The 23,526-nt window shown below is 29.7% G+C and carries 21 protein-coding genes and 1 CRISPR repeat array; of the genes, 4 read left to right on the top strand and 17 right to left on the bottom strand.

The window, feature by feature from the left end; genetic code table 11:
• Positions 1 to 163 precede the first annotated feature (163 nt).
• Together KHW44_RS00700 and yqeC are read right to left on the bottom strand one after the other, a co-directional pair.
• On the bottom strand, positions 164 to 457 hold the full coding sequence (locus KHW44_RS00700; RefSeq protein WP_304064705.1) for a cupin domain-containing protein: 294 nt from the start codon (positions 455 to 457) through the stop codon (positions 164 to 166).
• A 9-nt stretch (positions 458 to 466) separates the two neighbouring features.
• Positions 467 to 1,165 carry a selenium cofactor biosynthesis protein YqeC gene (gene yqeC / locus KHW44_RS00695; RefSeq protein ID WP_304064702.1) on the bottom strand — a complete coding sequence of 233 codons (699 nt, stop codon included), beginning with the start codon at positions 1,163 to 1,165 and terminating at the stop codon, positions 467 to 469.
• Between the two features lie 109 nt (positions 1,166 to 1,274).
• Here yqeC and KHW44_RS00690 point away from each other — a divergent pair, with 109 nt between their 5' ends.
• Entirely contained in the window at positions 1,275 to 1,475 is a 201-nt protein-coding gene (locus KHW44_RS00690; protein ID WP_304064700.1) for a hypothetical protein, read from the top strand.
• A 23-nt stretch (positions 1,476 to 1,498) separates the two neighbouring features.
• Positions 1,499 to 2,176, top strand: a complete 678-nt coding sequence (locus KHW44_RS00685; RefSeq protein ID WP_304064697.1) for a hypothetical protein — start codon at positions 1,499 to 1,501, stop codon at positions 2,174 to 2,176.
• A 101-nt stretch (positions 2,177 to 2,277) separates the two neighbouring features.
• On the opposite strand, the gene KHW44_RS00680 is transcribed toward KHW44_RS00685, so the two are convergent.
• The 3 genes from KHW44_RS00680 to KHW44_RS00670 form a co-directional block, all read right to left on the bottom strand.
• Positions 2,278 to 2,412 (bottom strand): hypothetical protein, encoded by a 135-nt coding sequence (locus tag KHW44_RS00680; protein ID WP_304064694.1) that lies wholly within the window; start codon positions 2,410 to 2,412, stop codon positions 2,278 to 2,280.
• Positions 2,413 to 2,485: 73 nt separating this feature from the next.
• Positions 2,486 to 2,902: a GTP pyrophosphokinase gene (locus KHW44_RS00675; RefSeq protein WP_304064692.1), complete on the bottom strand. Its 417-nt coding sequence runs from the start codon at positions 2,900 to 2,902 to the stop codon at positions 2,486 to 2,488.
• Positions 2,886 to 3,077 (bottom strand): hypothetical protein, encoded by a 192-nt coding sequence (locus KHW44_RS00670; RefSeq protein WP_304064690.1) that lies wholly within the window; start codon positions 3,075 to 3,077, stop codon positions 2,886 to 2,888. Before KHW44_RS00670 ends, KHW44_RS00675 begins: the two co-directional genes overlap by 17 nt.
• Positions 3,078 to 3,397: 320 nt before the next feature.
• Here KHW44_RS00670 and KHW44_RS00665 point away from each other — a divergent pair, with 320 nt between their 5' ends.
• Positions 3,398 to 3,610: a hypothetical protein gene (locus KHW44_RS00665; RefSeq protein ID WP_304064687.1), complete on the top strand. Its 213-nt coding sequence runs from the start codon at positions 3,398 to 3,400 to the stop codon at positions 3,608 to 3,610.
• An 18-nt stretch (positions 3,611 to 3,628) separates the two neighbouring features.
• On the top strand, positions 3,629 to 3,814 hold the full coding sequence (locus tag KHW44_RS00660; RefSeq protein WP_304064684.1) for a hypothetical protein: 186 nt from the start codon (positions 3,629 to 3,631) through the stop codon (positions 3,812 to 3,814).
• 198 nt (positions 3,815 to 4,012) lie between these two features.
• Here the strand turns inward: KHW44_RS00660 and KHW44_RS00655 are convergent, their stop codons facing one another.
• The 12 genes from KHW44_RS00655 to KHW44_RS00600 form a co-directional block, all read right to left on the bottom strand.
• Complete coding sequence (locus KHW44_RS00655; protein ID WP_304064708.1) at positions 4,013 to 4,219, bottom strand: transposase; 207 nt, start codon at positions 4,217 to 4,219, stop codon at positions 4,013 to 4,015.
• Between the two features lie 225 nt (positions 4,220 to 4,444).
• On the bottom strand, positions 4,445 to 6,256 hold the full coding sequence (locus KHW44_RS00650) for a cell wall-binding repeat-containing protein (RefSeq protein WP_304064682.1): 1,812 nt from the start codon (positions 6,254 to 6,256) through the stop codon (positions 4,445 to 4,447).
• 122 nt (positions 6,257 to 6,378) lie between these two features.
• Positions 6,379 to 12,401: a CRISPR direct-repeat array (repeat unit 30 nt; unit sequence ATTTACATTCCACTCTGGTTAGATTTTAAT).
• A 179-nt stretch (positions 12,402 to 12,580) separates the two neighbouring features.
• On the bottom strand, positions 12,581 to 12,856 hold the full coding sequence (gene cas2, locus KHW44_RS00645; RefSeq protein ID WP_035109318.1) for a CRISPR-associated endonuclease Cas2: 276 nt from the start codon (positions 12,854 to 12,856) through the stop codon (positions 12,581 to 12,583).
• 2 nt (positions 12,857 to 12,858) lie between these two features.
• Entirely contained in the window at positions 12,859 to 13,851 is a 993-nt protein-coding gene (gene cas1b, locus KHW44_RS00640) for a type I-B CRISPR-associated endonuclease Cas1b (RefSeq protein ID WP_304064677.1), read from the bottom strand.
• A gap of 8 nt (positions 13,852 to 13,859) precedes the next feature.
• Positions 13,860 to 14,357: a CRISPR-associated protein Cas4 gene (locus KHW44_RS00635; RefSeq protein ID WP_304064674.1), complete on the bottom strand. Its 498-nt coding sequence runs from the start codon at positions 14,355 to 14,357 to the stop codon at positions 13,860 to 13,862.
• Positions 14,354 to 16,687 (bottom strand): CRISPR-associated helicase Cas3', encoded by a 2,334-nt coding sequence (gene cas3 / locus KHW44_RS00630; RefSeq protein ID WP_304064671.1) that lies wholly within the window; start codon positions 16,685 to 16,687, stop codon positions 14,354 to 14,356. Before cas3 ends, KHW44_RS00635 begins: the two co-directional genes overlap by 4 nt.
• Positions 16,688 to 16,695: 8 nt before the next feature.
• Positions 16,696 to 17,781 (bottom strand): CRISPR-associated protein Cas5, encoded by a 1,086-nt coding sequence (gene cas5 / locus KHW44_RS00625; protein WP_304064668.1) that lies wholly within the window; start codon positions 17,779 to 17,781, stop codon positions 16,696 to 16,698.
• Positions 17,762 to 18,655: a type I-B CRISPR-associated protein Cas7/Cst2/DevR gene (gene cas7i / locus KHW44_RS00620; RefSeq protein WP_304064665.1), complete on the bottom strand. Its 894-nt coding sequence runs from the start codon at positions 18,653 to 18,655 to the stop codon at positions 17,762 to 17,764. Before cas7i ends, cas5 begins: the two co-directional genes overlap by 20 nt.
• A gap of 1 nt (position 18,656) precedes the next feature.
• The gene (gene cas8a1 / locus KHW44_RS00615; protein WP_304064662.1) at positions 18,657 to 20,135 is read right to left on the bottom strand and encodes a type I CRISPR-associated protein Cas8a1/Csx8; all 1,479 of its coding nucleotides are present in this window, start codon (positions 20,133 to 20,135) and stop codon (positions 18,657 to 18,659) included.
• A 15-nt stretch (positions 20,136 to 20,150) separates the two neighbouring features.
• Positions 20,151 to 20,873: a CRISPR-associated endoribonuclease Cas6 gene (gene cas6 / locus KHW44_RS00610; protein ID WP_304064658.1), complete on the bottom strand. Its 723-nt coding sequence runs from the start codon at positions 20,871 to 20,873 to the stop codon at positions 20,151 to 20,153.
• 229 nt (positions 20,874 to 21,102) lie between these two features.
• A complete protein-coding gene (locus tag KHW44_RS00605) occupies positions 21,103 to 22,713 on the bottom strand; it encodes a hypothetical protein (RefSeq protein WP_304064655.1) in 1,611 nt (536 codons plus the stop codon).
• Positions 22,706 to 23,407 carry an ABC transporter ATP-binding protein gene (locus KHW44_RS00600; protein ID WP_304064652.1) on the bottom strand — a complete coding sequence of 234 codons (702 nt, stop codon included), beginning with the start codon at positions 23,405 to 23,407 and terminating at the stop codon, positions 22,706 to 22,708. Before KHW44_RS00600 ends, KHW44_RS00605 begins: the two co-directional genes overlap by 8 nt.
• Positions 23,408 to 23,526: the final 119 nt, after the last annotated feature.

Below are 23,526 nucleotides of genomic sequence, written 5' to 3'. Positions count from 1 at the left end.
AATATTTGGCTACTTGGACATCGCTGCCAAAAAGCGATTGTTTTCTCACCGGGAATTTAGACACGTCGCACACCCGGCCATCGGCGACTTTCTGTATTGCATAAAAGGAAATGACTCCTTTTACATACCAAGATATTATATACTCTCTTTAGTCAATTGTCAACTATTTTATCGCAAAACACAACCACACACATTCATCGCTTGTGCTTTTAACTTCGTGAACGACATTTTTCGGAATAAAATACGTATCCATTTCTTTCAGTCTCACATCTTTTCCCTCGACATTCAACATCGCCTCGCCTTTTATCACGACAATAAATTCGTCAAAATCCTGATTGTACGGGCCTGATGTCTCGTTTTTCGATTGGATTCTGTGAATGTCAAACTTGTCATTTCTAACAATTGTATCCTTAATAATATGATTCTCGTCAAAATTCAAATCTTCTAATAAATTCATAAAATTCTCCTAATATATCTCAATAATTTTCCCAAAACTCATCACAAAAATCTTCACGTCCACATCAATTTTCTCGATAATATCCATCGCATTTGCAACGTCTTTTTCTGTATCTGCCTTGTTCAAAATCAAAAACTTTTTCGCATCGTATGAGTTTTTGAACAGTCCACGATTGGAATTGATAATTTGAGCGTAGCTTTCTGTCGTCAAAATCTCGGGACTTCCAATAATTTTCTCCATATATTCTTTTCTGTGGCAAAATCTTTCACCAAAAGGCTTGTTCACGCTGTCAAGTCCCATCACGCCAACGCAATGCGTTATATTTTTAGGATTTACAGGCTCATCTTCTCGCGGAGCTTTGATAGGTCTTGTCTTTGCCCCATCCGTTTCCAAAATTATATTGGAAAACAATCCTTCAGCAAAAATTTTGTCGAAAAATTCCGGCTCAAATCCGATTTCTTTTTTGTCGGTACGAGATTTGGATGCAAAATATATTTTCCCGTCCACAATTTTCGTATTCTCATCGAATTTGTACAAATAATCAAATCTATCTTCCCTCACAATCCCCATTTTCGTCGTCGTACTCACAAGAGATGATTCATTTATAGATTTGAACTCATTTGCAAGCAAAAAAACGCTCGAGGTCTTGCCGCCAGCACCTTGAACAGCTATCATGTTTTTATCTTTCAAACTCATAAACTCCAACATAATATCACCATTTTTATTATCTCACAAATTTTTCAAATACAAAACCCAATTGAAAATCCGCATAGATGATTTATAATTAATATATAATAATATATTAAGGTAGGCATTTATGAAAATAGGATTTAGAACACCAAGCTTGAAGAAATCATTCAAAGCAAGAACAACTTCAAAGTACAAAAGAAAAATGAAATCAGCAATCGATCCAACTTACGGCAAAAAAGGAGTTGGCTGGTTTAAAAACCCCAAAAAAGCACTTTACAACAAGATTTATAACAAAACTACAAGAAGTATATTTGATATTTTCAAGTAATTTAACGTAAAACAGAGGTACACATGAAAAAATATCTAAAATTATTGGGCATAGCATTTGCAATAGGAATTGCCATGCTCATCATAAAGTTCGTATTCAAAATCGACGACAAAGTCATGCTCAAATATTATTGGATAATCGGTGGGGCTATCTTGGCAATCATCCTGATAGTAAACACAATTTATTTCTTCTACAAAACAAACGAATTGAAACATTCAATGAAACTATTCGAAGAAATGAAATACAAAGATTTCGTCAATGAATTAGAACCCAAAATTTCCAAAATCAAAAACAAACACATCCAAGCAGTAATGAAAATGAATTTGGGAGCGGGATATTTGGAACTTAATGAGCCAAACAAAACACTGTTAGTATATGATGGTATTGCAACAGACCAATTGAAAAACCAAGACCTTCAGTTGATATATTGGCTCAACACAATGATCGCCCACTTCAAATTAAACGACCAAAATAAGTTTAATGAACTGTTCACAATACACGAAAAACTTTTGAAACAATTCGAAAATAATCCAAATTACGTCGAAAACATCAAACAATTGTATATAATGAAAAACATATTCGACGATGATTTTGTGTCAGCAAGAAAAAACCTAAACGATTTGAAAAGCAAATCCACAAACCCGAGATTCAAAAAAGAATACAAAAGATTGGAAAATATAATAAAACAACACGAAAAATAAGGCTGTGAGCGTGAGCTCATAGCCTTTTTGGTTGGTTGGATTATTCAAAAAAGGGTGTTTTATTAATGGCATCTATTAGGAAATTGTCCTTAACAAATTAATTATTTTGTCTTTTTAGTCTTTATTTTATGATTTCTTTTTTTCCTTATTTTTGCTTCTTTTTCTTCTAAATATTTTTTGTAATATTCTTCTAACATTTTTTCAGCTTTTACGTTGTTTTCGTGTGTGTTGAGCATATTATTTCTCCAATAATTCTATTTCTTTAACTTTCAACATCTTAGATTTTCAATATTTGGTGTTTTATTAATTTTATGCTAAAAGATAATCTTTAGCTTTCTTGTATTTTTCAACTCTTTTAAAGTCTTTTTCTGTAAGACATTCCAGTCTGTTTAGATTCATATTATCTTCCAAATCCATTAACTTTACTTCCCTTGCAATGCTATTACTTTTTATATTTTTTACGTAATCCATGTATTCTACATTTTCTGGATGTGTAAGTTTAATCAATGCATCTTTTTGTTCAGAGTCAAGAAAGTCAAAATCATTAATTGTATATTTGTCAGAATCTTCTAAAACATCGTGCAACAGTGCAACTATCTTATATCGCCTGTCACTTATTTTCTTAGAAACTCTTAATGGATGTAAAAAGTATGCGTGTCCGCCTTTATCTTTTTGTCCTTTATGCGCATTCAGCATAATAAAAAAAGCTTTAATATAATTGAGCATAGTATTCTTCCTTTGTTATATTTTCGGTATATATCGACCCCAAATCAATTTTAGAATAGAAATCATTAAATACTTCCTTACCATCTTTTATGCAGTAATACATGCCGCCTTCACATTTCACATATTTTTTATAATCTGGACAATAATAATATACAGTTGGTGTTTTATACTTCATAATCACATTAATCCTTTCTTTTTTATGTTCACTTTCTTTTACAAACAATGTACCATCTTTTATGTAAATATTCGATAAACTGAAATATAATTATATTATATCTTTTATCTCCCAGAGATCCAATATTATGATGATTTGTAAAATTACTATTAAACATCTTTTCACTTTTTGTTTGTATAGTAATTTTCAGTATTTTTTATACAATAGTGATATAATTTATAATAAATACCTAAATAAGGCTTTAAAATCAAAAACTAAATATTGATTAATGTTTGAATGATAATAACAAATTTTATAGATATCTAAAATAGGAGTAAATTATGAAGTCAAAAACAGATTGGAAACGGTCCGAAGAAACCTTAAAAGCAATAATAATGGATATAGTTGAGCGAAAAGAAGAATATGAAAAAGAATCAAGCAGCGAATTTGATGAAGGTGTAATTGCTGGATATGAATTTGTGCTAGACTCTATAAAAAACGAGTTAGAAGTACGTGGATACGACTTTAATGAATGGATAAAAGATAAGAATTAATTTAATAGGATGTCGATGATGAAAGCTAAATATATAAGAGAAAATCGGGGTATATCTCTAACTAAAAACAAAATTTACGAAGCGTTAGGATATGAAGGTGAATTTATAAGAATTATTGATGATACTGATGAAGACTATTTGTACGATCCAGATGATTTTGAAATAATTGAAGGTGACAATATCCAGAAACGTACTGACTTTTAATTCATGATTAACAGGTTTTCTAATGGGTATGTGAAAAGTTTTGTGTATCAGCTCATCCTGATAGGTTATGAGCTGATATTTTTTTAATTTTTTAAAATATACCTTTTATTATTTTAATGGCAAAATTTAGATTCTGACTTCAAAAATATTGATAGTTGTGACAATATTTAACCCCATCCTCTTATTCTATTTGTCCACTTACTTGAAGCATCTACCATCGCTAGATACAGGCTTTTTTGTAGTGCGTAATCGTTTTGAAATATTGTTTTGTTTTTTTGCTTTTCTAAGTTGTTTATTAAAATTTTCTATGGTATTTGTTTTATATATTAGTTTTATTATTCCATATGGATATTTGAAATATGTTGCTAATTCAGCACAGTTGTTTCTACACCAATTTACACACATTGGATGTTTTCCCGCCATTTTTCTTCAAATATATCTAAAATTACTTAGTATTAGTTTTTCTGCTGATGCTTTGTATACTGTTTTTAAGTCTTTTATCCTTTATATCTCTATATAATATGATTTTTGTTGAGTCTTGTTTCTGGTCTTTTTCTTGGTATTCTAAAATCCTCCTGATTACTACAATCTCAGGAGGATTCTATACACAAACTATTTCACAGTCTCATTTTAATTCAGATCAATCTTTTCCATTACTTTGTAAAGTTTTTGCATATTATTTCTTGTCGCAAAAAAACGTGGATAATTTCCTAAATTATTAAAAGTTTTGTTTTTATCTCCATAGTCATAAAAAGTAACATCAAAATATAGCCATTGATTATTTATTTTTGCAACATTTATAGTATGATCATAATTTTTCGTTTTTATACCTACTGATACAGATTCACTTTGAATATTTGCATACTTACATAATTGGTTAAATAAAGCAGCATATAAATCACAAACTCCCCTACCCACTTTTTTATTGGATTTTATTCTATCTTGATACCATAAAACAGGATGTCCAATAGCGTCTATTTGATCTTGAATGTTTTTCGAATAATGTCTTTGGTCGTACGTCGTATTGTTACATATCCATTTTATAATATACTCCACAGTTTTTTTGTCATTTCCTTTTCCATAATTCAAAGCTGACTTTGCAACAGTTTTTAATTCTTTTTTCATTTTTATTTCATCATAATACATAATTTTCAAACCATTTAAATCTGATTTATTTCGTATTATAATACTATGACGTAAAATTTCATGATCATCATCATATAATTTTTCTAGCATATCATTAGGAATTGATATCTCATATGGATACTTTTTTATATTTTCTGATAATTTTAAAGCTTCTTCAAAAGACTTTGCCTTCAAATTTATTTCTGCATAAGGAAACGTAGTAATTGTTATGAATTCATTTTCTTGTTTTTCTTTATCTTCAGGCTTTTCTTGATTCTTTTGATTGTTTTTATCTTCTGGTTCTTCTTGTTTTTTATCATCTGGTTTTGATGAATCTTTGTTTTCTAACTCTAGTATTTCATCTGGAACAGATTTTTCTCCGCCAACTATCATGAAATCTGTATTTCTGATTAAAGTCTTTAATTGATTAGAAGTATACTTTGGATTGGTAAGAACCAAAATTCTGTCATGTGCGTAAGAGTATGGAATGGCTACTAAGTTATCAGCAAAGTTTTCTCCACTTACAACTGTATACTTATCATTTCCTATTTCTTTTGCTAATTGTAATGATGTATCATATCTATCTCTTCCACTTATTCTGTGAACTTTGGCTACTGTGGAGAATTGTTTTTCAATATTTTTTGATATTGATTTTTCTCCACCCACTATGTATACATTATTAACTTTTGCTCTTTGTTTTTTATTTGTATTAAAGAATTCATTTTTGATTGTCTTGTCAATTTCATTAGGAGGTGTAATTATTATTTTACAATTTAGTTTTTTTGCTAATGATGTACCGATTAAACTATCAGCAAAGTTTTCTCCACTTACTAATATTATATTTTCGTCTTCATAGTTAGTGGATCCTATTAATAGTTGATTAACTGTATCGTATCTGTTTTTTCCTGCTGAGCTTCTACTAACTTTAAATCCGTTGTTTTTTAGTTGTTGAATTACTTTGTTTGATACGGAATTTTCTCCACCAAATATAACTACTTCTTTATATTTCTTTGCTTTTAAATGATTCAATGTTTTTGTGTCTACTTTGTCTGACTTTGTGTAATAGATTGGTATATGTTTCCCATTTCTATCTTTGATGTAATTTGAAGATGCTATTGCATCAGGATATGCTAGGTAATTAATCAAATAGCATGTATCTGAGTTTTCATACTTTTTTGATATGTTGATTGCTACATCAAATCTGTCATATCCACCTATTCTTGCTTCTTTGTATGCAAGACCATTTGTTGGAATCGATAACATTGTTGCTAACGTTAGTGCAATTGTGCATTTAACTAAGTTTTTCTTTAAATTCATAATTTCCTCCATTAAATATTATTTAATTCTAGTATATCATGATTTGCTATTAATATCCTACACATTTTAAATTGGGTTTAGATTGAGCTTATTTATTTTAATTTACAATTGTTAAGGCATCTCTTTTCATTACACTCTTGGTAGATTTTAATAAAGACGAATACGAGGACATAGTCGACATATACTCATTTACATTCCACTCCGGTTAGATTTTAATATGAGGTATCACTAAGACAACTTCCAGGTGAGCTTGAAATATTTACATTCCATTCTGGTTAAATTTTAATAGCTAGAAGAGGGACAATACGAACTAATGCTATCGACATTTACATTCCACTCTGGTTAGATTTAATTTTGATAACAAACCCTCAATTTTCTTATCAAGTAGATTTACATTCCATTCTGGTTAAATTTTAATATGACATCAAAGACCAAAGAACGCATAAAAAGTTGCTTTACATTCCATTCTGGTTAGATTTTAATTACTGCGATATCCCTTACTCTTCTTGTAACTCTTAACTTTAAATTCCATTCTGGTTAGATTTTAATTGTTCCTCTTTCCATGACCTATATCTAAAACCTTTGCTTTAAATTCCACTCTGGGTAGATTTTAATCAGATGAATCAAATGATGAGATGATGATAATGATGATATTTACATTCCACTCTGGGTAGATTTTAATATTGCGATGATACAGAAAATTACAAAAAACTTGCTCAATTTATATTCCACTCTGGGTAGATTTTAATACGTTTCTTTTCGTTGTATAAATCTTCTAAAACATATTTACATTCCACTCTGGTTATATTTTAATAGGCTTATTTGAGTAGAGAAGTGTGGCTTGATTGCATTTACATTCCACCCTGGTTAGATTTTAATTACAAATGCTATGAAGTGGACAGGAATACCGTCAACATTTACATTCCACTCTGGTTATATTTTAATAATATTAAAGTATTCTTTGACAAAAGAACTGCAACATTTACATTCCACTCTGGTTAGATTTTAATTATAGGAAACTTTAAATTTCATCACGATTATATATTATTTACATTCCACTCTGGTTAGATTTTAATAACTCACCTTTAACTTATGTAAATTATACTATAAATTTACATTCCACTCTGGTTAGATTTTAATTATTTTCTAATCTTAAATCTTCTAATTCTCTTGTTGATTTACATTCCACTCTGGTTAGATTTTAATGTAGACGTTGTTAATACAAAAGCAAGTGAAAATATATTTACATTCCACTCTGGTTAGATTTTAATGAACGGAAGCACTACCTAATTCTTTGATTCTATCCATATTTACATTCCACTCTGGTTAGATTTTAATTTATAGAGATACAGCCATTACTTGACAAGAAGATAGATTTACATTCCACTCTGGTTAGATTTTAATTAAACGATAGAGACGGTCAAAAACTTTTACAATTTAATTTACATTCCACTCTGGTTAGATTTTAATAATTGTTGTAGTATAATTTAAAGTACCTAAAAAACATTTACATTCCACTCTGGTTAGATTTTAATAGTGCATTAAAAAATAGACAGTTTATAGACTTATCAATTTACATTCCACTCTGGTTAGATTTTAATACTCTTTTTGTCTTTTACTTGAATACTCATTATACATTTACATTCCACTCTGGTTAGATTTTAATCCCTTAAAAAGTTTAGCCTTTCTTTTAATTTTAACATTTACATTCCACTCTGGTTAGATTTTAATTTCTGTATTGTTTGAAAAATCTGTTTTGATGTTTTTATTTACATTCCACTCTGGTTAGATTTTAATTCCAGGCTAAAAAAGCTCCAGCAATTCCAAGTCCCACATTTACATTCCACTCTGGTTAGATTTTAATCGAAGGGTGAAGCTAAAAGATTTATGAAATTACTAGCATTTACATTCCACTCTGGTTAGATTTTAATTGACGATAATAGAGTTCGTGGACTGTTACAAGTTTAATTTACATTCCACTCTGGTTAGATTTTAATGCTGCCCAAAGTACTAGTAATTCTATCATTTCTGATATATTTACATTCCACTCTGGTTAGATTTTAATTCATTCAGTAAATGATATTTATAACTTAGATAGTGTTTATTTACATTCCACTCTGGTTAGATTTTAATTATTTCATCTTATAAAAATACAAAGTATTTTAATATATTTACATTCCACTCTGGTTAGATTTTAATTAAATGATTGATAAGTAGTATCTAAAATATCGTCATTTACATTCCACTCTGGTTAGATTTTAATATTGTAGCCCCTATATACGTTATATCTGATATAGATTTACATTCCACTCTGGTTAGATTTTAATGATAATCGGCATTGGCGATAAAGTCGGCAAAATCGATTTACATTCCACTCTGGTTAGATTTTAATTGAAAAAGAAACTGAGAAGACTTTTACACAAGATGATTTACATTCCACTCTGGTTAGATTTTAATGATGTAGTTCAAAAAATAGCAGTAAATGGCTTTGAAATTTACATTCCACTCTGGTTAGATTTTAATTATCAAGTTTTTTCATTGTCTATTTCCTTTTAGTAAATTTACATTCCACTCTGGTTAGATTTTAATAGACGTAAGACCTGCTACGGTTTCAGACAAAATAAAATTTACATTCCACTCTGGTTAGATTTTAATCCCAATCCCGTGCTAAGACTCAAAAGCTAAAAAACAATTTACATTCCACTCTGGTTAGATTTTAATTGAAAATAATTGGGGTGGAATAACTTACCCAGGGGGATTTACATTCCACTCTGGTTAGATTTTAATTTAACAAATTATTCCCAGAAGAAAAATAAAAAGAGCATTTACATTCCACTCTGGTTAGATTTTAATGTATGATTAACGATAAAAAAATAGTAATCTCCACATTTACATTCCACTCTGGTTAGATTTTAATTCTTTATTAGCTTTGTTATTTATTAAAAGTTGAAATTTACATTCCACTCTGGTTAGATTTTAATTAAGTGCAAGTGGTGCGCACAGATGGATAAATTGTCCATTTACATTCCACTCTGGTTAGATTTTAATTTTATCACAATTCCTTGTTTGTAGACGAAAATCAAAATTTACATTCCACTCTGGTTAGATTTTAATGAGAACACGAAATCAATGTGGGGCGAAGTATTCAATATATATTTACATTCCACTCTGGTTAGATTTTAATCTTAAAGACAGGATCAAGATTATTGAGGAGAATGTATTTACATTCCACTCTGGTTAGATTTTAATAGGATAAAGAGTATAAGTCTAGGAGACGGAAATGTATTTACATTCCACTCTGGTTAGATTTTAATGCACGATTAATAACAGTTTTTATCGCCATTTGGTCATTTACATTCCACTCTGGTTAGATTTTAATTACAAAAAAAGGAATCGATGAACCCATGTATATATATTTACATTCCACTCTGGTTAGATTTTAATTTGGTCTAAAACTTTAAATTTTTTAGGAGATAAAGTATTTACATTCCACTCTGGTTAGATTTTAATTGGATAGCTCACTGGAACAAGGGTGTTAATTATGCATTTACATTCCACTCTGGTTAGATTTTAATACCCTAACTATAGTGTAGGTGGGCATACTAAACATATTTACATTCCACTCTGGTTAGATTTTAATTAAATGTTTTGTACACTTGTTATACAGATTTAAAATTTACATTCCACTCTGGTTAGATTTTAATCTTGTTCTATAATTCCACTAATATTATCAAAATCTATTTACATTCCACTCTGGTTAGATTTTAATTTTGGTGTCAGACTTAATAAGCAAGTATCAAATTTAATTTACATTCCACTCTGGTTAGATTTTAATATTTATTTTATAACCTGTGTCAAATCCTTGATTAAGATTTACATTCCACTCTGGTTAGATTTTAATCTAGTCTGCTCCTTGTGTATCTTCATCTGCTTAATATTTACATTCCACTCTGGTTAGATTTTAATACACATTACCTTGACTTGATGTCAACTCCATTTCATAATTTACATTCCACTCTGGTTAGATTTTAATTAAAAGAGTATATAATAATATTGTAATAAAAAAGATTTACATTCCACTCTGGTTAGATTTTAATCGATGTATACAGCAGACCAAACACTATACAGCAGTTATTTACATTCCACTCTGGTTAGATTTTAATTTATTGTCAAGCACTTGACGGTTACGCTTGGGGCAATTTACATTCCACTCTGGTTAGATTTTAATGTATCCGCAAGGTAAAGCATAATTTAACATAATTGCATTTACATTCCACTCTGGTTAGATTTTAATGCTATGAACTCAGCAATTATGGAAATATAAAGAATAATTTACATTCCACTCTGGTTAGATTTTAATCAAGTGCAAGAAATGTAATGATACAGGCTTCAAAAATTTACATTCCACTCTGGTTAGATTTTAATACAGTTCCCTCCACGTTCAAATTTTCTTGTTGATTATTTACATTCCACTCTGGTTAGATTTTAATCGAAAGGTTAGACGTGAGGTATTAGCAAGAGATAAGATTTACATTCCACTCTGGTTAGATTTTAATGATATATTAGAAATGGTCGCACCGTATTCTAAAAAGAATTTACATTCCACTCTGGTTAGATTTTAATGCATTATCGCCGATAAGCATAGCCACAACCTCATCATTTACATTCCACTCTGGTTAGATTTTAATAAATTTTATTTAAATGATATCATTTATTCAAGTTTTGATTTACATTCCACTCTGGTTAGATTTTAATTTTTATTTGCTCTTTCTAAGTTGACACCAAATGGGTATTTACATTCCACTCTGGTTAGATTTTAATCAAATTGTACTCCGTCAGCCTTAGCTTTCTTCCAGTATTTACATTCCACTCTGGTTAGATTTTAATCAAGTAATTTATCTGAAATCTTTAAAGGACAAAGATTTACATTCCACTCTGGTTAGATTTTAATCATAATCAACATAACCTTTTTGATAACAAACATCAAGATTTACATTCCACTCTGGTTAGATTTTAATACACAAGACGCAAAATTAAAACTTAATTCTTTATAATTTACATTCCACTCTGGTTAGATTTTAATAAAACAGAAAGTTTGGTGTTAGTAGTCTACAATTGTATTTACATTCCACTCTGGTTAGATTTTAATATAAAAATCTGCGACGTATTTGAGTGCTGATAGCTTATTTACATTCCACTCTGGTTAGATTTTAATAAGCAGCCTTTAAAGATTTCCAAGGTGCGTTGACTACATTTACATTCCACTCTGGTTAGATTTTAATAGCAAAATGGCATAAGAACTTTGGCATATATTCGATTTACATTCCACTCTGGTTAGATTTTAATCTTGTGGTTGTTCTTGTTTTTCGTCTTTTCTTGAATTATTTACATTCCACTCTGGTTAGATTTTAATCCCTTACGCTCTGCATTCTCAACATATTCAACCACATTTACATTCCACTCTGGTTAGATTTTAATATCATTCGCATTAGCACAACTTTACGAGGAGAGTTTTATTTACATTCCACTCTGGTTAGATTTTAATGTAGCTTTTGGTAACAAAGTTTTACCGTATGCTTGTACATTTACATTCCACTCTGGTTAGATTTTAATATAAATGCATACTATCAGTATCACTATATAAAAAAATTTACATTCCACTCTGGTTAGATTTTAATGAACGTATCAATCCGTCTTTGGATTCTACTGAATAATTTACATTCCACTCTGGTTAGATTTTAATCAATTATAGAAGAACTTTTCAAAAGTGGTGTCAGAATAATTTACATTCCACTCTGGTTAGATTTTAATGTCAATATAATTGTCATAGTTAAAACCAAATGAACCAGATTTACATTCCACTCTGGTTAGATTTTAATCACCCTTTGATATATTGCCATAAATTATTATATTCTATTTACATTCCACTCTGGTTAGATTTTAATCAGAACAAGCAAAGCAAACAAAGAAAACGACTTGATATTTACATTCCACTCTGGTTAGATTTTAATTTCATTTGAGTGTGTTACTAACATATTCAATGTTTTATTTACATTCCACTCTGGTTAGATTTTAATGGAGGATTTGGTAATCTATTAGTTATCAAACATACAAAATTTACATTCCACTCTGGTTAGATTTTAATAGGCGCCTATCTACGGCAGCATTTTTAACGCTTATAGACGGTGTTTCTGTCTTTGTTCTTTTTAAGTATATCAAATTTACGATTTTTTGAAAATAATTCAATTTTACGCAAAATAATGTGTGATTTTAGGCGTTGTCGATCTACGTGTATTTTGTCTATATCGGTGATCGACAATTGTCTTAGATAAATTGCGGATCGTCAATTTCTGTTCCCAATATATCTTTTTCAAGCCATCTTTCGTTTCGACTTTTGAATATTATTACTGAATCTATTTTCTCATCGATTTCTTTTTGGATTTTCTTCTTCAACTTAAACAAATCCGATTCTAAGATTTCTCCTTCGAACACGGAGTTTTGGATATGGTTTAAGTATTGTTTGCATATTTTGAATACTCTGTTCCACCTTCGTTGTCCATTATTTTCATTTGAGATGTCATATACCAAAATTATATACATTTTTACCACCAAATTATAAACGGTTCATATTCTTTTTCACCAATAAAATGCTTCACCAATTTATAACATTCTAATCTGATCAGATATCTGTAGCTTACATTTCTGGATAAATCTTTGTGCTTTATCGTCCTTTGCAAAGTTTTATTGTATTCTTGCAATATTACCTTAGACCCTGATTCTTTCATGTACAAATAGTTTAATTCTTGACTAAAATGTTTGTCTTGTATCTGATTTTTGTTTAATAATGAAAATATTAGTCTGTCAGCTATCAACGGTTTAAATATTTCCGCAATATCCAAACTCAGTGAATATCTTCTATCGCCAGGTTCATGGAGAAAACTAATCGTAGGATCTAGTTGAGTTTTGTAAATTTCGCCCAAAACAGTTGTGTAGACCAATGAGTTCAAATACGAAATCAAAGTATTCACGATATTATCTGGAGGTCTTTTGACTCTTTTTTCAAAATCAATCTCTTGATTTATGATTATATTCCACGATTTGTAATATGTTTTGTGAATATTACCCTCCATACCCATAAGTTCTTGCACATCTCTTGCTTTGTCTAAGTTTTTTAAGTAATAATTAACCTCATTCATATACTCTTCAAGATCTTTTCCTCTTCCGTTATAATATCTTAGATTTCTGTATATATTTTTACCTGCACCCTCCACAAATTTCATCGCTAGTTGTAGTCTTTTTTCATCATCCAAATAAAATTTGGCTTGTTTAACTGTTACTTTCCCAGAAACTTTTGATTTTTTCGGCATCAAACTTGCGCTGTAGAAATCATAGTAGTTAAAAAAATGAACAATTATATCATTATGTGACAGGAAATCTATTAATTTAGAATTAATACTAACCTCTCCAAAAAGATAAATCTCTGATACCATATTTATTGGAATGTCCCTCTTCTCGCCATCAACCGTGCAAAATTTAAGTGTATTATCCTTTCTTTTCAGTTCCCCATTTTGATAAACATACAAACTATTCTTCATAAAATCTCCTATATTTTGCACAAATCTTCAAATGCACAGCTCTTACAAATATTCTTAACTTCAAATTCAGGCGGAAATTCACACGAAACTATCCTTTTTATCTCCTCGATAGATTTATCTATAGTAAGCTCATCCTCTTCGGATAATTCAACTTCCACCGTTTTCTTCAAAAGAGGATAGTCTATTTTCGCATTCAAATTATCGATATTACGTTTTTTCAAATAATACAAATAATATTTGACTTGCCAAATCGAAGCCTTCTCAATCTTTCTACTTTTCTTAATCTCGTGAATAGTATTTGAATTCTCGATAAAATCCAAGTTAATCTCGTTATTAATCATAATGTGTTTTCTGTTTTTTATATATGAAGATTCATCTACAAATTTACCAACAGAAACATTCTCGTTTTCCGATTCCATAGATATGTTTTGGCAAGAATACCACAACTTCCTTTTGCAAACAAAATAGTAGTAAATCATGAGCCCAGTAATCTTATCTTCTGTCATATGAATATTCCTCCTGAATTAGGTTGTAAATCAAATTTATCAACTAACTCATCGTTCAAGAGTCCATACTCATTGTCGTAAAATTTTTCTGTAATATATATTTTTTCATTTGCGGCTGTGAAGAAGTTTTTGGGATTAATATCCGAAATATTTACATTTAGTGTCTTGTCTGATAGTTTGTCTTGTAATTTTATTAGTTTAAGTTTTTCAGCATTTTTTTGTTCACCATCAAGTGTTATCATATCTCTATAACAATTGTTTATTTGTTCAATAAGTTTGGCAATATCGCCACTATTATAAATATTAATCGGCATCGCTTTGAATGAAACTATATTTCTAAATTCTTTTTTCACATCACTTAATTCCATTTTTCCAGGACTTAAGCTTTGTATCTTATTAAAAACTTGATTAAACTTTTTGATGTAATCACTATCTCTAAGCTTTTCAGTTGTAAAATGTCGGTTTATCATATTTATTTTTTCTTCTTCAGTGATAATTCCATCGCCTTTTTCTTTCAAAGCAGTTTTGCTTAAATTATGCAAGGTTTGATCGATAAATCCGTATGAATTATACGCTGAAGAAATTTGTTTTTCTGAAATTTCTGTAAACACGTATATGTTTGGTATTTCTGATTCTAAAGTTCTTTTTCTGTACACTCGTCCAAATCTTTGAAACAATCCTAGTAATTCCGATAATTCTGTAAACATTATATCGAAATCAATGTCTAAGCTAGCTTCTACAATTTGCGTTGATATCCATACTTTTATTTTATCGTTAACATTTTTAGGATTTCCGTCTTTTAAAATTTCAACCTCTTTTTGTTTTCTGTCTTCTACAGTAAATTTTGAATGCAATAAATTTACTTCATATTTTGAACAATCCAAATCATTATTCAATTGATTGTACAGTTCTTGTGCTGATTTTATTGTATTTCTAACAATCAAGCATGTTCTTATATCCCTGCGTTTATTCAATATTTTTTCAACATATTCACAGTCTAATTCTTTTTCGACAATCTTCATGTTATGTCTTTTATTTTCAGACAGAAAGCACTCGTACTTATACTCAAAATCCTTGAATCTATATTCGCTTGTGATACTTGATTTTTTTGTCAAAAGATCCATTACAAATGGTGCTAATGTCGCTGTAAATATAGCAATTTTCCCGCCTAAATCATTTATCAATCTTATTGCATATATTGTATATGCCAAGATATCTGGACTATACGCTTGAATTTCATCGATTATTATTCTAGAATAGCTAAATGTAGCCATTTTAAACTCATATCCATTGTATTTAAATACTGAATCAAATAATTGATCTGGCGTGGCAACAGTTATCGGCATAGCTAATTTTTTTGTATTCTTATAATATTCATAGAATTTTTCATTTTCATTTTTTACGGACAAATTATTATTTAATTCTTTCAAATAAACGCTGTCTGTTTGTCCATGCAAAACTGCAACTTTTTTATCATAATCATTTTTTACTAGATTTTTTATTCTTTCATACATTGCATTTATCGCAGTTCTCAATGGCAAAACATAAAATATTTTATTATCAGCTCCCCATAGAAGAGAAGCTTCTGTTTTTCCCAATCCAGTAGAACCGACAATGACCAAATTATCATTTCTATTTTCTATACAAAATTGTTGAATATCTCGCCAATTATAATTTAAGCTTTCTAATGAGTTCAGAAGAAAATCATTTTTGATTTCGCATTTCATGTGAGCACTAGCTGCATAGTCACATTTGTTTAACAAGCCTTTGATAATAATGTATTCATAACTATCTGAAGCTGCTTTCATCTCATCAATTGTGCGTATTTTTTTAGTTTTCCTTACAATTTTGAAAAAAGCATCTGCTTCTTCATTGAATAATTTATTATTAATTTCTTCCAAATTTTTAAACAAAACTGTTTCGTTAGTTTTGTCGTTTAGAAATGTAAAATTTTCAATATAATTATGATGATTTAGTATGGCTGCTCTTACTAGATTATTTTTCGACCTATTTTCTTTGGAATTATCCAAATATAAATTAACCAAGCAAGCCGACAAGATATTGTGTCCCACCTCTACATTTTTATCAAATTTATTTTTATTTTTTAACCTTTCTTGAAAAACCGGATTTATCTTGCCCATATCATGATACAAGCAAGATAAATATAGTATTTCTTCGATATCATTGACATTACTGTTTAAATATCCTAAGTTTTTCAAAATTTCAAAATTATCCAAAAGCAATTTTGTATGTTCATACAAAGTTTCGTCTGGTTTTGCAAGGCTATTAGAATAAATTTCTTTTAATAAAGTATCTTCAATATTATTCATTTCAATCTCTAATTTAGGCTAACTATATAACCTTCACTGTCAACAAATCCATTGGAATCTTCATCAATGCCAAGATTTGATGAATACAAACATGGAATTTTATTGAATACTCTCCTGTTATTTTCAATAACATAATCTTTACTTATATAATATACTGTTCCTTTCGCTTCTTTTTTGTTGTTACCATCTGTGAATATAAAGCTTCCGTAATTACCATTTCTCGAAATTTCTGATAATTTGGCGTATATTTTATAATCATTTTTCAAATCAACATCATCATCCGCTTCAATAATTTCAGTTTCTTTTGCTTCAATCAATTCTATAAAATCCTCACTTCTTCCAAGACTTACAAAGTTCTGAATATTTTCTAGAATATCATTGGCAGTATCGTCTGAGGTTCTTATGTGAATTACAAGTTCAACATCGTACAAAACTTCTTGCATCGAAGGTCTTTTCACCAAAGTTTTAAAATGTTTTTGTAAATCATCATATTCTCTTTTGTATTTATCTTTAAATTCAGAATCAATGAGTTTGTATTGTTTTTTTATATCCTCTATTTTATTTTTCAGATCTTCATATTCTTCAGAATTCTTGTCGTACTTTTTTTGCTCGGTTTTAAATTCTTTTTCTTTGTCTTTCAATTCCTTAATCTTAGGTTTTACAACATTTTTATTTTCTTCATCTAGCTCTTTTTTCTTTTTCATTAAATCGACATACTTTGAATAATATTCTTCATCGTCAATTCTAACAGTTTTTCTATTAATGAAGCTATTGCCTTGTGATTTTAATCCTTCTCCAATTTGGATAAAACCTTTAGATAAAAGCTGAGGATTTTTTAGATAAACCAAAAAGTTTCGGTCTTCTTCTCTATTGTTTAGTAAACCAATGTTAGTATAATACTCCCTTTGCATTGAACCATATTTCCCTTGAACTGAAATATCCATTGGTCTATATGATGTGTATCCACAAGCATTATGCAACGCTCCAATAATAGTTGAGAATGGAGGTAGTGGATAAGTTGTGTGATTATCCACAGTTTCCTCTCTTGTATAAGATGCTTGAGCTTGTTTTATTTTAATTCGAAGAATTTTCATAATAAGCTTTCACCTCTTCTTTTAAATCCGAAAAGAATGAGCTGATGCTAACAGGATTTAATTTTTCTTCAATTTCTTTTTCATTGTCAAAATTGTTTCCTTCTAATAATCCTGCCTTATATCCTTCTTTTAGTTTGTTTAATAAATCATCGTTAATTTGTAATTTCTTTTCATCAACGGATACGACATTTTCGAAATAGTGAGTTTTCTTGTCACCAATTCCACCTACGATAAATAATGGTTCTGCGTTGTCCATATTTCCTCTAACTACTAGAGACAAATCCTTGATAGCGTCAAGTATACAATTAACCCTGTTTGTTTTTTCGTGAGAATCTGCTACTGCATCAAAATTCAAGTCTTCTCCAACTTTGTCCAAATCGAATGTAATTGAATATCTTTTCATGGATTTGTCGTATTCGTATTGGTAAGGCATTAATCCAGATTTTTTCGCTTCTTTTTGCAAATTGATACCTTGTTGTTCAGCGCTCTTTTGTGCTAGATATAAGTTGTTATGAAATCTTGCTTCATTGATAAAAGGTTCAAATGCTATTGCATCAGTGAGATAAAATGAACTTCTTCTTATTTTAGTTTCTCCTGTTGTATTCATATACCCACCTTCTAAGGCTCTACAATTAGAAGCGTTAGTATTTTCATCTACACTTTTTTGTGTAACTCCAGAATCGACATCTACTTTTAAATCATCATACATTCCACTTTGAACCATTATTGCGTTTTTCAAACTTTCTCTGGACCTGATTGCGTAAGATTTACCGTTTCGGTAAACTTTTTGAACACTTCCAATATTTCCTAGTCCTTCTCCGTAGTTAGAAGTCATTTTTGCTACAATTGTTAATGTCAATGCTTTGTTTTTCATATTATTCTCCTTCATTTTGGTTAGTATTATCCGATGGTTTATTTGAGCCGTTGTCTTCAAAATAATTTAGCTTAGACACAAAGTCAAAAGCGATATTTTTGTACAAATCAAAATCCTTAGTAAGTAATGTTAAAAAATCGAATTGAACTTGTGCATACGATGATAGATTCAACAACACAATAATAAATCTATCTTTATCATTTGCAGTTAAGGCTCCAATCAGTTTACTCCTGTAAGATCCTAATTTATTTTCCATATTTTTCTCTTTTAATTTTCGTTTAACTTCTTCTGCGGTTTCATAAACATTTTTATATGTCATATTGTTATCTCCTCCATCATATAGTTTTCTATATATCAATCTATTTATTCTTATCAATTGTGATATCAAAAATCCATAATCAGATTTTTCGGCCCTTTTGTTATCATTAGATTTAATATTGAATTTGTACCTAAACAAAAATATAATTAATTTATCTAATACTTGTAAGTTCAGAACTGAATTTGTAACGTAGTTCAAAATATTAATATAGTAATCGTCGTTAATTTTGATATTATATTTCAACGCTTTTTGTATATATTGTTTCTCACTGTCTATTTTTGAAATACTTTCAAAAATTTCAATAGCCTCTTTCCTAACAAATATAGTTTCAAAAAAATCATCATCTTGGTTTTTCAGAATCACTTCGACATCATAATCAATAAAATTTGATGCCTCACTGAAATTATAAAAAATCTCACTTCTAAAATTTTTATTCAACTTATATGATAATTTTCCATTATCTTGATTTTCATGTACGAGCGCATCATTAGCGTTTTTAAGATATCTGATACCGATGTTGTTATTAATAAAAATGGATTCTCTATCTTGACTAAATGCAAAAGGAATGTAATCAAACTCTATAAAATCATTGTAGTTTCTAGTCTTATCATCAAATGCGAATCCTATCGATTTGGTTTTTCTCGAAGTATCTACATAGTAACCATTTAGTCTACAAACTTTTCCTTCTTCGGACCTAATCTTATTGGAGTTTGCAAATTTTGCATATCCAAATTTTGCGTTTTTAAAAGTATCTCTTATAATATCTTCTCTATTTTCTGATATTTTTTCTAAAATGTTTTCTTCATCTTCAGCTCCTATTCCTTTAAGAACTTTCTTCATTATAGAATTGCCATTCATTTTTTCTTTGATTATTTTTTTCTGTTCATCTGATTTATCACTAATCCTAAGCAAATCTTCTAGTACAGTATGATGCAAAGAATAATGATAAGTCTTCTCAACATAATCAAAGTATTTCTCATCATTTTCTTCACTTACATCTTCATAATTGTAGTAAAGATAAAATCCGTCTTCGCTTAAATCAAACTCAATTTCCTCTTCTTCGAAGAACCTTATCATTCCAACTATTGATGCCGAAAATCTCCAATCAGAAGGACAAATTCTTCTATTAAATTTTGGATTATTTTCTAAAATTTCTATCACTTTATCACCTCCTACTTAAATAATGTCTAATAAGCCAAATCCTTGAGATTTGTATGATCCAACTCCTGATTTGTAAATATGCTCTAATATTTCAGACTTTGCATTGATTTTTAATACGCATAAGTTACATTGAACGTTGATACCGTAATTTTTTGCAACTGTTTTTTTATTTTTTAAAACTTCTACTTCCAATTCATCTAAGAAATACTTTGATTCTGGAAATTCTTCTTCAAGTTGATATTTTAAATTTCTCACAAATATTTCTTGTCCTTTTGCATCACTTAAATCATAGAACCAATCTTTGTTATCTTCTCTTACATGATCTCTTATAACAATCGGTGATAAAGTTTTAAATATTTCATTTGAATTTTCTATTCTTTTTTCCCTTAATAGTTTGACACTTGTTGTAGTAAGTTCACAATCTTTGTATCGATAAGTACTGTTCGCACTTCCCATCATAGAATTAAAAATTTCTACACCCAATTCCATGTCAACAACAGAAATAGTTAATTTGATTTTTTTATTTGGAATCGTTATAGTATTTTCATTAAATATTGCACCTGGCAAATATGATGCCATTGCAAAAGATTTTCTGTTAGTAATACCCTTTCCATACAATTCTTCAAAACAATTTTTATTGTTTTTTAATAAATTGTGCTTAATAAAAGATAAAAACATTCGATTTTTGTCTTTAGGGATTTCTTTATCACTTAAAGTTATGTTTACGTCAAATCGCATTTTGTTTCACCTCCTTTTTATATCATACCCTGTATTAGTAATAATATCACCGAAAAATTAAAAAGTCAACTAGTTTTAAAAAAAATTTTGTGATAAAATATTTTTATTAAAATATACTCATATTGAAATGTAAATGTATTTGTAATTATGAATTCACAATAAAATCTAACCAAAATGGAAAAAACAAGCCTTCCGGCTTGTTTTTTAATTTAATATTGTATTTTCTATTCTAACTTTTCTTCAAATTAAATGTTTTATCTCCCTTAGCCAACACTACGAAATATCCTACAACTGTATAAATGACGCAGATTGCCAAGGCTACTAATCCAATGTTGAAATTCAATTTTATTTGCAAGAATATTATTGCCCAGAAAAGCAACGATTCAACGGTGTTGAGTATGGAGTAGACGATGTTTTTGCTTTCTAATCCTACTGTGAATGGTTGAAGTAGCATGTACATATAGAGTTGTTTGACTGATTGATACAAGTAGATTATGATGACTGCGACTACAGCATTCACTAACAAATTTGTTGTAATTATTTTGGCTGCAAACATCCAGCTTATTACCAATAATAACATCAATCCAAATGTAGGTGCGTTGTCTTTTAAATTTTGTTTTATTCTAAAATTTAGTGTGTCCTTGATGTTTTGTTTATTGGCGTAGGTCATTTGTTTCATCAAATATCTGTCCATATTCAAAAACATAAATCTGTTAAATGATTCTGGGACTGCTATTTGTATTCCGAAATACAACAAGATTATTGGAAATACTGACACTAATATTTTCAATTCACTTGGTTTGGGATTGATTGTGAGTCCTCTTAGTACGATAAATCCGATTATTCCAACAGCTAAGATTATTCCCGAACGAATTAGTATCATTTTTTTGTATTTGTGTTTGAATCTGTAGCGGAATAATTTGTTGATGTATTCAATTCCGTTGTAATTATCGTAAATTCTATCGTTTTGTTGTGCGATTTTTTCGTCGTCGATTTGGTATCCGACTGTGTTGATGTCTTTGAATGTGTTGTCGCGGTCGATTATGGATTTGTTTGTGATTTCAATTCTTGCGATGTCTCTGATTTTGTCAGTTTTTGAAATCAAAACAGCGCCCACAATGTATGCAACAATTCCGAAAATTAGCGCATAAGTCGAGTAAAATATTTCTACGAAGATTTTGGATTTCGTGCCATACAATACCAAAAGTCCCATTCCCAATAGCAAAATCGCCCACATGCAGAAGTAGTTTTCGGTTAAATGTTTTTTGCTTTTTGTAGAGTACACCAAGATGTTGATGTATTTGATTAATTTTCTAAATCCAAGGCAGAACACTGTGATATTCATCGCATGCATTGGATTGATGTCGAATATGGCGAAAAATACCGCAAATATTATTCCTGAGATTGCAAAGCTAATGTCTGACAAATAATCCTGCAAGATTGTGTATTTCTTGGCGTCAAGTTTCAAGGCTTTGATACAAATCGAATCCTCGTTATCAAATGCAACGTAGGTAAATTGCGAAATCACGCTTCCAATTACAGCCGAGATGTAAAACAACGATAATAATATATTTTCTTGGATTGTTCCTTTGAAAATCTTCGCCGCTGCGATAATTGCAACGCCGTAAATTGCCCCACAGTACAATATTTTGAAAAATAATGTTTTAACTACAAATGAAATGTAAAAAAAAGCAGAATAGCCGAAGCTCAACACGTCATTTCCGTAAATATCCGCAGGGATTATTTTCTTGAAAATCCCAAGTTCACGAAGCTGATACACTGTCTGATTGAGCTTCATCTTCATGACAAGTTTCAAATAAGTGCTAAGATAATTACTCATCGGACTCATCCTTGAAAATATCGTAAAGTTCCGCATCGAACTTCTCATCGTTCTTGTCCAAATCCAATTTTTGCAATTTTTTGTGATGAAGAAGCACGATTTCTTCGCTCAATTGTTTCGCCAAATCCAACATGTGTGTCGACAAAACAATGATTCGTCCTTGTGATTTCAATTCCATCAATAATTTTTTGATTTGCGTGCTGATTACAACGTCCAAGCTTGTCAATGGCTCGTCTAATAGCAAGACTTTCGGTCTTGATATGAAAAGTGTGATCAAAGAAATTTTGCTCTTCATTCCGTGCGAATAATCTTTGATTAATCTATTTTGATCTTTCTCGGAAAAATCCATCATTTTCATGTAATCTTCCACCGTTTTTATATCGTTTGGAGAATTGATGTCGCGATAAAATTTGATGTATTCGTATCCTGTAAGAAATTCCGGCAGGAAATTTTCCGAAAAAAGCATTCCTATATCTTCTTTTTGAAGTTTTTCAGTTACACCTTCGTTTTCCAAATAAAATTCTCCCGAATCAAAATCTATCTCATCGTATAGGACGTTGAATAAAGTTGTTTTTCCGGCTCCATTTCTACCCAAAACAGAAGTGATGACTCCTTCTTTGAATTCGTAATTAACTTCGTCGAGTACCAATTTGTCGTCGTATTTTTTAGTTAAATTTTTGATTACTAATTTCATTTTATCCCCCTGTTTACTATTGTATTAATTATACCATACATTGTAGTGTTTGAAAAATATGCTATAATTATTTTACAGAGGTGCGTATGCAAGAATATAAGAATATAATTTTGGTGTCA

Source organism: Finegoldia magna, assembly GCF_018371055.1.
GTDB lineage: Bacteria > Bacillota > Clostridia > Tissierellales > Peptoniphilaceae > Finegoldia > Finegoldia magna_I.
Note: the sequence above shows the minus strand (reverse complement) of the source record. Positions and strands in the feature narration are given on the sequence as shown.